This is a genomic window from Methylomusa anaerophila (genome assembly GCF_003966895.1).
GTDB lineage: Bacteria > Bacillota > Negativicutes > Sporomusales > Sporomusaceae > Methylomusa > Methylomusa anaerophila.
In genome coordinates this window covers 3309003-3324560 of record NZ_AP018449.1, presented here as the reverse complement: position 1 = coordinate 3324560, position 15558 = coordinate 3309003, and the positions used below count along the sequence as shown (strand labels likewise).

The window sequence follows — 15558 nt, the reverse complement described above, 5'->3', positions numbered from 1 at the left end:
GTTTATTTAGTAAACATAGGAAAACAAAAGCCATATATAGAACATATATAAAATATGTAGTTAAATAATAAGGAAGGAAAGAAAAAGGGGGTATTTCTTATGCCCGAACTCAATATCCTGGTCCTTAATAATCTGGCCGAACGGCATCTTAGGGCGATAACAGATGTCGAACCTAATATTCAGGTGATTATAAGCAACACTGCAAACGCGGCGCAATATATAAAAGATACCGACATTCTTGTAACTTGGGGTGGGGCCGATACACAGCCCCTCTATCTGCAGGCGCGCAGACTAAAATGGATTCACGCCCTCAGCGCCGGGGTGGAAAACTTGTTATTTCCCGAAATTCAAAAGTCGGATATTATCTTGACCAATTCTAAAGGAATCCACGGTATTCCTGTATCGGAACATGTTTTGGCCATGATTCTCTCTTTTACCAGAGGCCTAAATTTATCAGCGCGTTATCAAACCGAACAAAAATGGCAGCGGGCACCTTTGGACGAAATATTCGAAAAAACCATTGGCATAATAGGCTTAGGCTCCATTGGCCGGGAAATCGCCAAAAAATCAAAGGCGCTGGGAATGCACGTACTGGCATACAAACAGCAGGTAACCACTGAACTATTCGTAGATAAACTATATCCTGCAGACAACCAAAATCTTCGTGACATGCTCAGCCGGTCCGACTTTGTAGTTGTAGCTTTGCCGCTTACAGAAGCAACCAAAGAATTGATCTGTTTAGAACACTTTCAGTGTATGAAACCTTCGGCGTATTTTTTTAACATTGCCCGCGGGAGTATTGTAAAAGAGGCTGATTTGATTTTGGCATTAGAGCAAAAGATCATTCAAGGCGCCGGGCTGGATGTATTTGAAAAAGAACCGCTTCCCGACACCAGTCCTTTGTGGAATATGCCCAATGTGATCATTACCCCGCATATTGCCGCCCTGTCACCGGCTTACCTGGATCGCGCCCTGAAACTGTTTGTTGATAACCTTACCCGCTTTACCCAAGGCAGGGATATGCTGAATGTGATTGACAAAGCAAAAGGTTATTAGCTCTATTCTCTATTCTCTTAGTGCATATTATCGGCTGTTCGCAGCACTCGCAGCTCCGGCGCATCGTTTGCCGCCGGAGCTGCATGATGTTTGCCCACTATATATACCACTTCCCCCTCAACTCCTTGTGCGGCAAGCATGTCGGCGCCGCGAGCGGGATGATGATAGTAAATATATATAGCATGCCTTACATTGGCAATTCTTCCGCCCCGGCCTTCCCGCCCCCAAGCCCGGGTCCACTCAGGTACGACCTTATTGAGAATAACGGTAACAATTTTGTCCAAAGTGCTTACATCGCCTTTAACTTTGCCTACATCATGCAGCAAGGCAGCTTTCAATAAAACTTTACTGTTAATACTCTTATTCCCCTGAGCAAGCTCTAAAGCGCTATAGGCAACATTTAGCGAGTGGCGCTGGTCAGGCAGGTTCATACGCCAAAACAATGCCGCTTCCTTTTCCGTTAAATGGCAGGCGACAAAATTCCTATCGTCCTGGTTAATTTCAGCTCTTAAAGCGGCAACGACCTGTTTTACCCGGTTCAACATTGACTAATCCTTTTATTACTTTATTCACTCACTCGATATAAATTAATTCCCGATATCCCCGTTCACGCTGCGCCACCTCTGCCTGGTCTCTGGTTTGTGGTCCCAGCGCCAATTCCGCTATTCGACCCAAGCCACGTTGTTCTTGCGCAGTCGCAATAGCCTTCGACAGCAGTCCCTGCTTCCAGGCAATATACACATCCTTGGCTTTTATGTTTATATTTATACCTTGCCGCTCCAGAGCCAGCAACACTCGTTCAATTCCAAGGGCAAAACCCGTAGCCGGACATTCAATACCAAAAGCAGCAACCATTTTGTCGTATCTGCCGCCCCCGCACAGCGGGAAGCCCAATCCCGGCGTGTATGCTTCAAATACCATGCCGGTATAGTAATCCAAATCGCGAATGATTCCCAAATCAAAATTGACGTATTGATCCACGCCGTAACCCGTAAGCAGTCTGCGGATGTCAGCCAGATTATCCAGCGCCTGCCGGCTGAGGTCATTTTGCACCAAGTGATAGGCCTGGTCGAGCATATCATTCCGGCCATGAAGTAGCGGAATCCGCTGCAAAAGCTTCTGGGTACCGGTACTTAAACCACACTGTGATAAAATTTCCCCTAACCCTACTAAATCGCGGGTAACCATGCAGTGCTTAACTTTATGCCGATACTCAGCCTCAAGACCGCTCTCAGCCATGATACCGTTAATAAATTCCACCTGACCCAAACTGATTTGAAAATTAGCAAGACCTGATTCTAACATGGCGTTCACGGCTAATGCCACCACTTCCGCATCAGCCGCCGGGTCAGAAGCACCCAACAGCTCGACTCCGGCTTGATAAAATTCACACTGCCGTCCGGCTTGCGCCAGCTCGTGCCGAAACACATTGGTCAAATAGAACAGCCGAACCGGCGGGGGAGTTTCCTTAAGCCGGGTAGCCGCTACCCGGGCCAAAGGAGTCGTCATGTCGGGCCGCAATACCAGAATACGATTATTTTTGTCAAAGAATTTAAATACATGCTGGAGCATTTCATCACCAGCGCCGATAGACAAAGTTTGCAGATACTCGAAAGTAGGCGTGATTACCTCTTCATAGCCCCATTTTGTAAATAAATCCGCCAAGGAGTTCTCCACCGTTCGCTTCTGCTTAGCTTCACGCGGCAGCAAGTCACGTGTTCCATAAGGTATTTGCGGTACATATTGGTCCCGGTTCATATGCTATAAACTCTCCATTCTCTTGTTTTCTTCCTCAAGGCGAAGTAAAACCTGTTTGTAACCATCCGCGCCATAATATAAACAGCGTTTCACCCTGCTGACGGTCGCAGTGCTGGCCCCTGTCCGATCTACTATTTCATCGTATGTGTGGCCCGCCTTCAACATTCTGGCTACTTCCAGCCGCTGAGCCATAGCTTTTAATTCGCTAATTGTACAGACATCTTCAAAAAACTGGTAGCACTCTTCCTCAGTCTGTAAAGACAATATGGCCTGAAATAACCGGTCGGTTAAGTCATCTTTAAGCTTAGGGTTTACCGGCACAAATTCCGCCCTCCTCGCGAATCGGCAAACTTAAATCTAAATTTTTCTATTCGTCATCAAAATCAGATTCCCTGCTTTACTGCTTTAATCCTTCGATTCTTTACAATATGAAAATATATTAACTTCATTACCTGTTCATTTCCTGCCTTAGCGCGGCAACCTTAGCGCCAATATTCTCAGCGCCCACGATTTCGCTGACCAAGGCAATGGTACGCGCCCCATGGTTTTTGACCAATCTGATGTTATGCTCTTTGATTCCGCCGATGGCAACAAACGGCAGGTTTATATTGCCTGCCACATAATCCAAATACTCCAGCCCGACGGGCGCGCAAACATCCTCTTTTTTTATGCCCGGCGTATAAATAGGACCAACGCCAATATAATCAACCGCACCTAGACGAACAGCAGCAGCAGCCTGGCCAGGCGAGTGGGTGGAAAGACCAATAAGCATATTCTCGCCCACCAGCTTGCGAACTGCTTGCGGCGGCAGATCATCCTGACCGATATGCACACCGTCAGCTTCTACCAGAATGGCCAAATCAATGTGATCATTTACAATAAAGGTTACACCTGCAGCCCGGGTCTTTTCCCGGATAATAAGGCACTCTTCATATTTCGCCCGCGCTTGCTTCTTTTTTTCCCGGTATTGAATAATTTTGATTCCGGCAGCGATTAGCAAGTCGACAATTTCCACATTGGTGCGCCCTAATGAATAGTCTGCCGCCGTTATGCCGTAAATGTCGGCAGCTATCAGATTCTCCAGATGAAAGTTTTTCATTGGCTACTCTCCTCATCACTTGTTTATACCCAGAATATAATTTAGCACAATGTCAGCCTGTTTGGCCGCCGCTATAGTTACGCGGGGAGCCCATAATACCAAAAAGCGCGACTCACAAAATGAGGCGCGCCAAATCATTACCATTACCTTCCTACGCGGGCATTATCCCGATCAGGTAAAAGGTCTGGCGCTTACAGCCCACTCTCAGCCCATAACATGAGCTCCCTTGGTAATTTCTATATTACATCTTTTATATGCAGCTGGCAATAGTCTGAAATCACTTCTCCTGCCGGTCCTTGTCCTGGGGCTTGAGCATGGCCGGACGGAGGACTTTCTTCGGTATCGGCAGCCGGAAAATGACATCTTTCATTGCCTGGTAATTAAAGGGGAATAACGGCCAAAGATAGGGAAAATTTAAAGATTTAGTCCCTAACATTATCAGAAAGATCGCAATGATCCCAATGAACAGACCAGGCAATTTGAAAAACATTACGAGGAGGAGCAGGCCGATTCTGAAAAAGCGCATAGTCATGGAAAGCTCTACACTCGGTGTTGCAAATCCTCCTACCGCCGCAACAGCCGTATAAAAAATGACCTCATTGCCGAACAGCCCGACTTTGGTCGCAAATTCTCCCAGCATAAAAGCGCCGATGAATCCTAAAGCGGTTGATTGCGCCGACGGAACATGAACAGTAGCCATACGAACCAGTTCAACGCCGATATCCGCGAGAATAAACTGCACTCCCAGCGGAATAATCCCCGGATCACGCGGGCCCAAAAAAGCGAGAGATTCCGGCAAAAGATGCTGCTGCAAACTCATGGCAAGCCACACCGGCGGCAACAGCAGAGACATGAGTATGCCAAATAGCCGCACCAAACGCAGATAGGAGCCGATCAGGGGGTTTTGATGATACTCTTCCACATGCTGCACATGATGCCAGAAGGTAGTAGGCAATATCATAGCATCAGGCGTTGTATCAACAATGAGGCAGACATGCCCCTCTAAAAGGTGAACCGCAACTACATCCGGCCGCTCAGTGTACCGCACTTTGGGAAGCGGATTCCATTTACTGCCGCGAAGAACGAATTCTTCAATGGCTTTTTCCGCCATTGGGACACCATCAATTACAATACTGTTAAGGCGTTCCTTAATGATTTTGATTAAATCCGGGTTGACTATATCCTTTATATAAGCAACAGCGACGTCTGTCTGTGATCTGGTACCCACTTTAACGATTTCAAACCGTAGATTCGGGTCGCGTAACCGCCGCCGGATCAAGCTTGTACTAAACGGCAAAGTCTCAACAAAGGAGTCCCTGGATCCTCTTGTTACCTTCTCAATATTTGATTCTTCCGGGGCGCGTACGGGATATGCCCTGGCATCGAAAACAATTACCTGTTCCTCGTTGTCGACAAAAAATATAAGTTCGCCGGATAACATACTGATGACAGCGTCATGCATATTATCAACCAGTTTTACCTGCGAATGCGTGGCGTGCGAGTAAAACAGCTTTTGCAGCGTATTAATCGATAAATCGTCCTGATTAAAAAGTATCATATTTTGAAAGACATTGGTAAGGAGAACATCATTGGTCATACCATTGATAGAGAAAGACGCCGCCCGTCTGCGGCCGACTTTATATTCGCGAAAAATAATGTCAAAACTTTCGCCGACCCCGACAAGTTCTTTTAAATAGTTGATGTTTGCATCAATGTCCTTATTAATTTTCATATCCATATACTCGTTATGCTCGTTTTTCATTAAGCCACTCCGTTCGCTATTGTGCTGATGGCCGATAACGGCTCGGTATTTCGATGTAAGTTTTTCCCCACAGATTTTTTTTATACGTCTTTACATACTGTTTCCTGCAGTACCCCATTGAATTCAAACGGAAAACCGGCCGCGAAACTGACCGACATAAGCGCTTGGTAATTGGGAACATTATAGATTCGAAGGAGGTGAATGCAGTCGCAAACGATGATGACGCAACCATTCCAAATTCGAAAACATTTTCTGTTTTGAGTATAATGTTCCAATTAAATTTTTTATCGAAAGGGAGAATCGATCAGTGCAATATACTCAACACCTTCCACCGGCTGTCCTTCAGCGATTTAAAAACGCGCTAATAAAAGAAAAAGACCGGCTAACACAGGTAATTAGCCGTCTTGAAGAAACAGGTATTGGCGATACTATGTCAGATTCCGTGGGCGAGCTTTCCATGTACGACAACCATCCTGCTGATCTGGGAGATGTTGTGTTTGAGCGGAGTAAGGACGTGGCGCTTCGGGATAATGAACATATACTTCTCGAACAGGTGGAAGCAGCCCTGGACCGGATACACGCCGGGTCCTACGGTATTTGTGAAAAATGCGGCAGGAAAATTGATATTGAGCGCCTGGAAGCATTGCCCTGGGCTGTGCGCTGCATTGAATGCCAGAAGGACAGGAATGTTATCGATGCCACACCCCGTCCCTTAGAAGAAGGAGTGTTGGCTCCTCCGTTTCATCGGACATTCTTGGATACCGCAGATATTAATTTTGTAGGATTCGATGGTGAAGATGCCTTACAGGCGGTACTAAAATGGGGCAGTTCAGACTCGCCGCAGGATATTCCCGGCTCCTATAATTATAAGGCTGCCTGGCCAAATAGCAATGAACATCAGGGAATAGTTGATTTAGCAGATGCAATCCCCAGCAACGCCGCAAATACTCGAAATCCTACGGATAAGCGGTATAAGGAAACTAACAATAATTAGATTCCTAAATTTTCCAGACATGCAGTCTGTTATCTGGAAAAGGACCGCCAAAGTGTTGCCATTTTCGAATGAATTTCCGACTGTATGTATATAATATAGTATCTCCTATATCTAATTTCAAAGGTTATAACGCAATTGGGCATACTTATTTGCGTTGTAACCTTTTTTATGCACATATCTTGCCCCTTCCCCCCTCGGACAAATGCAAACATTGTTTGCAGGATCGAGCATAATAGAAAATGATGGGATGAAGTAAACAATGGAAAGTAACATACCATTTTTTGAGTTGGACCCAAATGAGCTTGCCATTTTAGCCACGCTTATCACCGTAGCACTTGAGGAGACATTAACCTCAGAACAATTAAATGTTTTAGGTAATTTTTTGGCTGCATTAGGGGCGCTATTGTTAACGGTTGCCGCACAAGAAGAAGCGTTGCGTGTAAAGAAAGAAAAAGAAAATAAGGAAAAAACGCCGGAAGATGATGTACAAAAGCAAATAAAAGATTTGCAGGAGCAAATTCATCAAATTTCAAATAATCATCTTTTAATAGGAAAATAATCCTCTTTAAACGGATACTAAAAGACCGCCCTCAAAAGGGGCGGTTCAGACCATAGGAATTCTAGAGCAGACAGCTAATCAGCCGTCTAATTATTATTGGTCTGCGCAACACCATATAAGAAAATATCCGCAATATTGCGCGACACTTTTTCAATACTCTCATCGTTCTGGCCCACAAATCCCTGAAAGACCATCATGAGGATAACGCTGAACAACCCGTGCGCAGCTTTGGTCACATCACAAGGCCGGATGACTTTCTGGTCAATACCTTCTTGCAATATTTTCTCCAGCATTTCGATAGTATGGGTAAAACGCTCTTTATATTTTTCCCGTTGAACCAGGGTGAAAGCTGATTTTCCTTCAGTTCCCACACCGCGCATTTCATACATCAAAACTCGCCACAAGTCAGCATTGGCCACATAAAATTCCAGAAACACTTTAATAGCCTTCCCGACTTTGTCTAATGGCAGTTCATCCAGCGCAGCAATTGCTGCCAGGTCTGCCTCGAATTTTGCGCTGCACTCTTTAATCAATGTGTAAAACAATTGCTCTTTGTTAACAAAATAATTATATACTGTCCCCTTGCCGGTATCGGCAAGGGCAATAATTTCATCTACCGTAGCGCGATGGTAGCCCTTGCGGGAAAAAACAGTATAAGCAGCATCAAGTATCTGCTGCCGCTTGCCGCGACCATCATCCACCTGTCCGTGTTCCTGGCTGTTGTTCATACTAACCTCCTGAATTCATCCTCTCTCAAAGACTGTTGAAACAGTCGCCTAACCGGTCCAAACCAGCTTAGAGATGAGCAAGATAACCATACCAAAGGCTATGGCCAGTTTAGCAATAATGCCTAATACCTGCCCAATAACTATACTTTTTGCCACCTGTCCAGCCTTGGTTATGTCACCGGTTTTACTAAGTTCAGCCGCGAAACCGCTAGCGAAAGCTCCCGCCACAGCCCCAAGCAAAGAACCAATCCCGGGCGCCATGCCGGTACCGATTATGCCGCCTGCTATTCCACCCAAAAATGCTGCCCAAACAGCCCGCCGGGATGCGTTTCCTTTTTTGGCTCCCAGGGAGCCGGCCACAAACTCAATAGCCTCACCAGCTAAAAAAGCAGCCAGAATTAGAAGCAAAACCGAATACGTTATATGGGAAAAACCTTCAAAGTAGCCATAAGTGAGGGCTGTAACAAAAATTACCACATTTCCGGGTAACCCGATCGCAGTCAGGATTAAACCCATCAATAAAACCCCGATGGTCAGAAGGTTTATAATAACTAAGTTATATTCCATGTCGGTCAGACCCGGTTTAGCGCCCGGCAGGCAATGTCGTTCCGGAAGTGCATGTCACGGAAATGAATCTTCCCTGCCGCCTCATATGCTTTCTTAATAGCCAGTTCAATACTGAAGCCGGTTGCGGTGACGCCAAGTACCCGTCCGCCGTTTGTCACTACTTCATCTGCGTTGAACGCAGTACCGGCATGGAATACCAATGCCCCTTTTTCCTCAGCCTGACTAATACCATGTATAGTGTCACCTTTTCTATATTCACCAGGATACCCGCCAGCTGCCAAAACAATGCAAACGGCCGCCTGATTCGACCACTCCACTTCAATACCCTTTAACCTTTGTTCTATGCAAGCTTCCATAATATCAACCAGATCAGAAGCTACCAGCGGCAATACGACCTGGGTTTCCGGGTCGCCAAAACGAGCGTTGAATTCTATCACTTTTGGTCCCGTGTCCGTAATCATGAGTCCTGCATAAAGACAGCCGGTATAGGGCCGTCCTTCTTCCTGCATCGCCTTAATTACCGGCTGGAGAATTTCCGTAACTACTCTCTTCTCTAAAGTCGGGGTAACTACCGGCGCAGGGGCATAAGCCCCCATTCCGCCCGTATTTGGCCCCTGGTCGCCGTCAAACACGCGCTTATGATCCTGAGCAGCTACCATTGGCTTAACAGTAATTCCGTCGGTAAAAGCTAAAACAGACGCTTCTTCCCCCCTGAGATATTCTTCGACTACCACCTGTGCTCCGGCATTGCCGAAAAACTTATCCAGCATTATCATCTCTACGGCGGCTGTTGCTTCTTCCACGGTCATAGCCACAACCACGCCTTTTCCTGCTGCTAAACCATCCGCTTTCACCACAATTGGCGCACCTTGTTCTTGGATATACCGAATGGCGGCATTAGCATCAGTAAATACCTCTGACTTGGCTGTAGGTATTCCGTATTTATGCATAAGTTCTTTGGCAAAAGCTTTGGAGCCTTCAATTTGGGCAGCCATCTGATTGGGTCCAAATATCTTGAGGCCCAATTCGTTGAAATAATCAACAATGCCGTTGGTAAGAGGCAATTCAGGACCAACTACCGTCAAATCTATATTATGTTCCTTAGCAAAGCTGCCCAAGGATTTATTATCAGTAACATTAATGGCTACGCATTCAGCTAAGGAAGCTATCCCAGGATTCCCCGGCGCGCAATATAATTTCTTCACGCGTGGACTCTGTGACAGTTTCCACGCCAAAGCGTGCTCACGCCCGCCTCCTCCTATCACCAATATATTCAAACTTATTTGTCACTCCTTGTATGCAAGTTCATCTATGCTTATATTATATCGTATTATTCTCCATACTTTAAAAGACCATAACAAACCTATTACCATTTTTTCTACACTAAAACGGTAATTTCCTCCACAAAACAATTGTCGACGAATTGGGACAACATAAATATTTTCGAAATTCTATCAGACCAAACAGTTCCAACCCTTTTTTGTATCTACTCAGATTATCAAATGCCACGAACTGTTTAGAAATCGTCAGATGCTAGGCGCGACGAGTACTGGAACGCAAGCGTACTGGGATGTACGCTGGAGTGAAGCACGCAGGAGCAACGACGCAGATGGCGGTTTCTAAGCAGTTCCCTACTTAAAGGTGAATAGCTATTAGTACCATTCAGAAGCCAGTATGCCCACATACTCCTTTAAAGCCAATTGAAAATTCAGCATTGCATCACAAGATGGCCATAACTGGTAGCCTTCAAAATTACTCCGTATGTTTGTCTGGTAGTCAGTTGGATAGGGTGTCACGTTCACACCAAATTTAGCAAACTGCCTCACTGCCCGCTCCATGTGAAATGCGGATGTGACTAAAATAGGGCGGTAAAACCCGTACTGGTTCAAAATTGTCTTGGTAAACATGGCGTTCTCTGTTGTATTTCGGCTCTGATCTTCCATTATTATTTTTTCTTCCGGAACGCCAAGACCGAGTAATATATGCCTTGCTATCTTAGCTTCCGTCCCGGTGTTTTCAAACGTTTTGCCGCCCGAAACAATTATCGGGACGTTAAGCAGATGAAATAGCTGGGCAGAGGTTAACAGCCTGTTGGCGGCAGAACCCGATAAATTGCCGGTTCCATTTACGTTTGGCGTATCCATGGTGGCACCCCCGCCCAGCATAACAATCACATCCCCGTTAGGGGCAAGCGACGGGCTGTATCGTCCTTCCAGGGAACGGATAAAATAATCTCCCACCAGATGGGTAGCCGTAAGATAGAAAATAAAAGTAATAAGCAAACCCAACGTTGCCTTCCTTCTATCCAGCCGGAATAAATAAATGAAATACAGCAGGAAAATAAGGATAAAGATCCCTGGCGGCAATAAAAATGTACTATAGAAAAATTTAATGTACAGCAATTCAGCCACCTCCACAGCCGGAAAGACTTTTGCGGCAACCGCGGCTTTGCCGCAAAAGTCTTTCTTAATTCTGCAGTTAAGATTTTGTTTGTGCTGCCACCGTCTTAGTCCAAGAGTCTTTTAAGGATACAATCCGGTTAAAAACAGGGATCTCATTGGTAGAATCCACTATATCCATGCAGAAATAACCATGACGCAAAAATTGATAGCGGCTGCCCGGTTTTGCAATCTTAAGGCTAGGTTCAACAAAACAACTCAAAGTATGCAAAGAATCCGGATTTAGCCTGGACTTAAAGTCGTCAGTCTCCCCGGCCTCTTCTTCCGTCCGGTCTCCGCTTATCATTAAATAATCATAAAGGCGGGCCTCAGCTTTAACGGCATGAGCGGCTGATACCCAATGAATAGTGCCTTTGACCTTCCGGTTACTGGTTCCGCTGCCACTTTTGGTTGCGGGATCGTAGGTACAGTGAACTTCAAGAACTTCACCGGTTTTCTCATCTTTGACCACTTGCTCACATTTGATAATATAAGCATGCTTAAGCCGTACTTCGCCACCGGGAGTCAGACGAAAATATTTTTTCGGCGGATTCTCATTGAAGTCCTCTTGTTCAATGTATATTTCGCGGGAGAAAGGCATTGCCCTGGATCCCATATCCGGATTTTCCGGATTGTTCTCGGCAATCAGTTCTTCAACCCGGTCCTCCGGATAGTTTACGATAACTACCTTTAACGGCCGCAGTACAGCCATAACGCGTGAGGCTTTTGTATTTAAGTCTTCGCGAATACAATGCTCCAAGAGGGCGATATCGACAGTACTGTTACTTTTAGCAACTCCGATGCGGTCGCAAAAATCCCGGATGGCTTCAGGGGTATAGCCACGCCGTCTAAGACCGGATATGGTCGGCATTCGCGGGTCATCCCAGCTGCTTACGTATCCCTCCTCCACCAATTGACGGAGATAGCGCTTGCTCATAATGGTGTTAGTCAGGTTGAGGCGAGCAAACTCAATTTGCCGGCACTGGTAGATGCCGAGGGCTTCAAGGGCCCAGTCATATAGCGGACGATGATCCTCGAACTCCAGCGTACAAATGGAATGGGTTACACCTTCAATGGAATCCGATACCGGGTGGGCATAATCGTACATGGGATAAATCAGCCATTTGTCCCCGGTCCGGTGGTGCGAAGCCCGCATGATGCGATATAATACCGGGTCCCGCATGTTTAAATTAGGAGAAGCCATGTCAATTTTAGCCCGCAATACGCGGGAGCCGTCTGGAAACTCGCCGGCGCGCATCCGTTCAAACAAATCCAAATTTTCTTCCACCCCACGGTTGCGATAGGGACTTTCTTTTCCCGGCTCTGTCAGGGTGCCGCGATACTCCCGTATCTGCTCAGCGCTTAAGTCGCATACGTATGCTTTCCCCGACTTGATTAGTTGGACAGCATATTCATACAATTGCTCAAAGTAATCCGAAGCGTAAAACATGCGGTCATCCCAGGAAAATCCCAGCCATTTGACATCTTCCTGAATGGAGTCAACGTACTCGGTGTCTTCCTTGCTCGGGTTGGTATCATCAAAGCGCAAGTTGCATAGGCCGCCATATTTCAAAGCCAACCCAAAGTTCAGACAAATGGATTTTGCATGTCCAATATGTAAATATCCGTTTGGTTCAGGAGGAAAGCGCGTATGTACGCGACCGACATATTTGCCGGTCTTAAGATCCTCGTTAATAATATTCTCAATAAAATTGGCCGGCATTGTCTGATTCAAGCCATCCTCTTTATTGCTTGCTTCCAAGCCAACTTCTTTACTACAGGCTTTACCATGTCTACAGTCGGTATCCATTGCTTAGACCCCCCAGTCCATAATGATAACTATATAATTTACCAATTTTCTTTATTATACTGTTAGTATGTTACTTTTTCAAACCAATTCAATCAATAAATGATTTTTTAAGAAAAACTCTGCACACTAATTTCTCTCTGTGCCCTCTGCGCTCTCTGCGTTCCAATTCTCTTTACCACTTTTTATAATAAGTAAAAAGAAGGCTACACCGCAAAATTCGCGTGTATAGCCTTTCATGTGTTCCATGCATCTGCTCAGATCACTAATGCCACGAACTGCTTAGAAATCGTTAGATACCGTTGCATACCAAAAAACATATTGTGAATAGCAACTCATATGCTGCTAAGTAAACATAGTCAGACCGTCTAGGCACGACGAGGACCGGAGCGGAGGCGTACTGGAGGTACGTTGGAGCGAGGACCGCAGGAGCACGATTCTGATTTCTTTAGTGTTATCAACGCGAGTTAATTTGTCGCAGATGACAGCAACGCAGATGGTACGGCGACGCAGCATGACGGTTTATAAGCAGTTCCCTGCTTACAGGCATGTAGTTAATGTTTAAAATGCCGTACGCCGGTGAATACCATCGTAATGCTATACTGATTGGCAACGGTAATTGAATCTTCGTCTTTTAAAGATCCTCCCGGCTGAATAATGGCGGTAATACCCGCTTGGGCCGCGGCCTCTACGGTATCGGCGAAGGGAAAAAAGGCGTCTGAGGCCAATACCGCTCCCTTGGCCGCATCTCCCGCCTGTGCGAGAGCAATTTCCGCCGCCCCTACCCGGTTCATTTGTCCGGCTCCTACCCCCAAAGTCTGACTGTTGCCGGCAATCACAATGGCATTAGATTTCACATGCTTCACAACTTTCCAGGCGAAGAGAAGCTGTTCCCATTCCGCCGCCGTTGGCCGACGTTTCGTCACAACCTGCATTTCTTCCTGCGTGGCAGTTGTTATATCCGCGTCCTGCAGGAGTATGCCGCCTGATACAGGTTTTATATCCAGCTTCCCGGCTTGGCCGGTTTGAGGTAAACCGGCAGCCAAAAGCCTTATGTTCTTTTTCTGAGTCAGCACCGACACTGCTTCATCGCTAAACGCCGGTGCAATAACAACTTCAACAAATATCTCGTTTATCTTCTCGGCCGTTTCCCGGTCTACCTGCCGGTTTAGCCCGACAATGCCGCCAAAAGCGGAAACAGGATCAGCTGCATAGGCTTTGGCGTAGGCTTCGGCAATAGTGGGTCCAATTCCCATGCCGCAAGGATTGGTATGTTTGATAATGGTAGCTGCCGGCTGTTGGAACTCCGCGACAATGGAATAGGCGGCTTCCACATCAACAATATTGTTAAAGGATAGTTCCTTGCCGCTTAATTGTTTGGCGGTGGCCACTCCCGGTCCGTCAAAATGTTTTTGCCGGTAAAATGCAGCCTGTTGATGGGGATTTTCTCCGTAGCGCAGATCCTGTATCTTCTCATATGCCAGCTGGAGATTTACCGGGAATTCGGTTTCGCCAAGCTGCCGCCCAAGATAGCGGGCAATATAGGCATCATATTCGGCCGTATGTAAAAAAGCTTCCTGAGCCAAGCCCATGCGCAAATCGCTTGAGATCATGCCGGTTGCTTCCAGTTGCCGCAAAACATCCGGGTAACGGGAAGGATTCACAACCACGGTGACATACTGAAAATTCTTTGCTGCTGCTCGTATCATCGCCGGACCGCCAATATCAATGTTTTCAATGGCATCGTTCAAAGTAACGTCAGGTTTGGCTATCGTCTGCCGAAACGGGTATAAATTTACAACCACCATGTCAATCCCGCGGATGCCATGTTTCGCCATCGCCGCTATATGATCAGGATTGTCCCGTCTGGCAAGAATCCCGCCATGAATGAAAGGATTTAAGGTTTTTACCCTCCCGTCCATAATCTCGGGAAAGCCGGTAACTTCACTTACATATGTAACAGGAATACCAGCTTCCTTAATGGTCTTCATCGTCCCGCCGGTGGAAATAATTTCTATTCCCAAACCCGATAAAGCCCGGGCCAGTTCGACAATACCCGTTTTATCGGAAACGCTTAGTAACGCGCGTTTAATCTCCATATGACATTTCTCCCTTACTTGGTAACTGTTACTTATCCAGGATAATAACCCGGCTTCCCTCAATGCGAAGCCGGCCCGCCGTATATAAACCAATAGCACGAGGGTATAAAATATGTTCTACATGCAATATTCTCTCCGACAAGGACTCCACTGTATCGCTTTCCAGTACCGGTACAGCCTCTTGCAGGATGATGGGTCCGGTGTCTACACCTTTGTCAACAAAATGCACAGTACATCCTGATACCTTTACGCCGTGCCGGAACGCCTGTTCCTGGGCATTTTCACCGGGAAAAGCCGGCAAAAGCGACGGGTGGATATTCATAATCCTTCCCGGAAACAATTCAATAAAATTCTGGCTTAGTACCCGCATAAAACCGGCCAGTACTACGAGCTCCACATGATGCAAGTTCAACTCGGCCGCTAAGGCGCTTTCAAACTCGGGCCTGCTGGAAAAACGGCTGCGATCAATACAAGCTGCCGGAATGCCCAGGCCGACAATGCGTTTTAATACATTCGCTGCCGGATTGTCGCTGATGACCACCCCTATTTTAGCCGCTAACCGGCCGGCATTAATGGCGTCGAGAATTGCCTGCAGGTTGCTGCCCCGGCCGGAAGCCAGCACTCCCAGGACTGTTCGATTCACCCGCCACGCCTCCTTTACCAACTATTTACTTTAAGTAGGGAACTGCTT

General features: G+C 46.5%; 15 protein-coding genes and 1 riboswitch. Of the genes, 3 read left to right on the top strand and 12 right to left on the bottom strand.

The window, feature by feature from the left end:
• The first annotated feature begins 99 nt into the window (after positions 1-99).
• A complete protein-coding gene (locus MAMMFC1_RS15020; RefSeq protein WP_126309251.1) occupies positions 100-1056 on the top strand; it encodes a D-2-hydroxyacid dehydrogenase in 957 nt (318 codons plus the stop codon).
• Positions 1057-1073: 17 nt separating this feature from the next.
• Here the strand turns inward: MAMMFC1_RS15020 and MAMMFC1_RS15015 are convergent, their stop codons facing one another.
• The 5 genes from MAMMFC1_RS15015 to MAMMFC1_RS14995 all read right to left on the bottom strand — a co-directional run bounded on the left by MAMMFC1_RS15015 (position 1074) and on the right by MAMMFC1_RS14995 (position 5675).
• Positions 1074-1601 carry an HDIG domain-containing metalloprotein gene (locus MAMMFC1_RS15015; RefSeq protein ID WP_126309250.1) on the bottom strand — a complete coding sequence of 176 codons (528 nt, stop codon included), beginning with the start codon at positions 1599-1601 and terminating at the stop codon, positions 1074-1076.
• A 28-nt stretch (positions 1602-1629) separates the two neighbouring features.
• Positions 1630-2814, bottom strand: a complete 1185-nt coding sequence (hisZ, locus tag MAMMFC1_RS15010; RefSeq protein ID WP_126309249.1) for an ATP phosphoribosyltransferase regulatory subunit — start codon at positions 2812-2814, stop codon at positions 1630-1632.
• A 3-nt stretch (positions 2815-2817) separates the two neighbouring features.
• Positions 2818-3135: a YerC/YecD family TrpR-related protein gene (locus MAMMFC1_RS15005; protein ID WP_126309248.1), complete on the bottom strand. Its 318-nt coding sequence runs from the start codon at positions 3133-3135 to the stop codon at positions 2818-2820.
• Positions 3136-3262: 127 nt separating this feature from the next.
• A complete protein-coding gene (gene thiE / locus MAMMFC1_RS15000; protein WP_126309247.1) occupies positions 3263-3913 on the bottom strand; it encodes a thiamine phosphate synthase in 651 nt (216 codons plus the stop codon).
• A gap of 131 nt (positions 3914-4044) precedes the next feature.
• A riboswitch (TPP riboswitch) is annotated at positions 4045-4151 on the bottom strand.
• Between the two features lie 39 nt (positions 4152-4190).
• Positions 4191-5675, bottom strand: coding sequence for a spore germination protein (locus MAMMFC1_RS14995; protein ID WP_232035475.1), 1485 nt, complete (start codon positions 5673-5675; stop codon positions 4191-4193).
• Between the two features lie 307 nt (positions 5676-5982).
• Between MAMMFC1_RS14995 and MAMMFC1_RS14990 the strand changes: the two genes are divergently transcribed.
• Positions 5983-6669, top strand: a complete 687-nt coding sequence (locus MAMMFC1_RS14990) for a TraR/DksA C4-type zinc finger protein (RefSeq protein ID WP_126309246.1) — start codon at positions 5983-5985, stop codon at positions 6667-6669.
• 259 nt (positions 6670-6928) lie between these two features.
• On the top strand, positions 6929-7228 hold the full coding sequence (locus MAMMFC1_RS14985; protein ID WP_126309245.1) for a hypothetical protein: 300 nt from the start codon (positions 6929-6931) through the stop codon (positions 7226-7228).
• Between the two features lie 86 nt (positions 7229-7314).
• Here MAMMFC1_RS14985 and MAMMFC1_RS14980 read toward each other — a convergent pair whose 3' ends face one another.
• From MAMMFC1_RS14980 to purN, 7 genes are all read right to left on the bottom strand, one after another.
• Positions 7315-7956, bottom strand: coding sequence for a TetR/AcrR family transcriptional regulator (locus tag MAMMFC1_RS14980; protein ID WP_126309244.1), 642 nt, complete (start codon positions 7954-7956; stop codon positions 7315-7317).
• Positions 7957-8004: 48 nt separating this feature from the next.
• Complete coding sequence (locus tag MAMMFC1_RS14975) at positions 8005-8523, bottom strand: DUF456 domain-containing protein (protein ID WP_126309243.1); 519 nt, start codon at positions 8521-8523, stop codon at positions 8005-8007.
• A 5-nt stretch (positions 8524-8528) separates the two neighbouring features.
• Positions 8529-9800, bottom strand: coding sequence for a phosphoribosylamine--glycine ligase (gene purD / locus MAMMFC1_RS14970; RefSeq protein WP_126309242.1), 1272 nt, complete (start codon positions 9798-9800; stop codon positions 8529-8531).
• Between the two features lie 375 nt (positions 9801-10175).
• A complete protein-coding gene (locus MAMMFC1_RS14965; protein ID WP_126309241.1) occupies positions 10176-10925 on the bottom strand; it encodes a YdcF family protein in 750 nt (249 codons plus the stop codon).
• Positions 10926-11001: 76 nt separating this feature from the next.
• On the bottom strand, positions 11002-12684 hold the full coding sequence (locus tag MAMMFC1_RS14960) for a glutamine--tRNA ligase/YqeY domain fusion protein (RefSeq protein WP_126310637.1): 1683 nt from the start codon (positions 12682-12684) through the stop codon (positions 11002-11004).
• Positions 12685-13322: 638 nt separating this feature from the next.
• Complete coding sequence (purH, locus tag MAMMFC1_RS14955; RefSeq protein ID WP_126309240.1) at positions 13323-14867, bottom strand: bifunctional phosphoribosylaminoimidazolecarboxamide formyltransferase/IMP cyclohydrolase; 1545 nt, start codon at positions 14865-14867, stop codon at positions 13323-13325.
• Positions 14868-14895: 28 nt separating this feature from the next.
• Complete coding sequence (gene purN / locus MAMMFC1_RS14950; RefSeq protein WP_126309239.1) at positions 14896-15510, bottom strand: phosphoribosylglycinamide formyltransferase; 615 nt, start codon at positions 15508-15510, stop codon at positions 14896-14898.
• Positions 15511-15558 lie beyond the last annotated feature (48 nt).

What these genes read in the sequence shown, in the direction of transcription:
- MAMMFC1_RS15020 (WP_126309251.1), top strand. Translation starts at nt 100, where the DNA reads ATGCCCGAACTCAATATCCTGGTCCTTAATAATCTGGCCGAACGGCAT.
- MAMMFC1_RS15015 (WP_126309250.1), bottom strand. Translation starts at nt 1,601, where the DNA reads ATGTTGAACCGGGTAAAACAGGTCGTTGCCGCTTTAAGAGCTGAAATT.
- hisZ (WP_126309249.1), bottom strand. Translation starts at nt 2,814, where the DNA reads ATGAACCGGGACCAATATGTACCGCAAATACCTTATGGAACACGTGAC.
- thiE (WP_126309247.1), bottom strand. Translation starts at nt 3,913, where the DNA reads ATGAAAAACTTTCATCTGGAGAATCTGATAGCTGCCGACATTTACGGC.
- MAMMFC1_RS14995 (WP_232035475.1), bottom strand. Translation starts at nt 5,675, where the DNA reads ATGAAAAACGAGCATAACGAGTATATGGATATGAAAATTAATAAGGAC.
- MAMMFC1_RS14985 (WP_126309245.1), top strand. Translation starts at nt 6,929, where the DNA reads ATGGAAAGTAACATACCATTTTTTGAGTTGGACCCAAATGAGCTTGCC.
- MAMMFC1_RS14980 (WP_126309244.1), bottom strand. Translation starts at nt 7,956, where the DNA reads ATGAACAACAGCCAGGAACACGGACAGGTGGATGATGGTCGCGGCAAG.
- MAMMFC1_RS14975 (WP_126309243.1), bottom strand. Translation starts at nt 8,523, where the DNA reads ATGGAATATAACTTAGTTATTATAAACCTTCTGACCATCGGGGTTTTA.
- MAMMFC1_RS14960 (WP_126310637.1), bottom strand. Translation starts at nt 12,684, where the DNA reads ATGCCGGCCAATTTTATTGAGAATATTATTAACGAGGATCTTAAGACC.
- purH (WP_126309240.1), bottom strand. Translation starts at nt 14,867, where the DNA reads ATGGAGATTAAACGCGCGTTACTAAGCGTTTCCGATAAAACGGGTATT.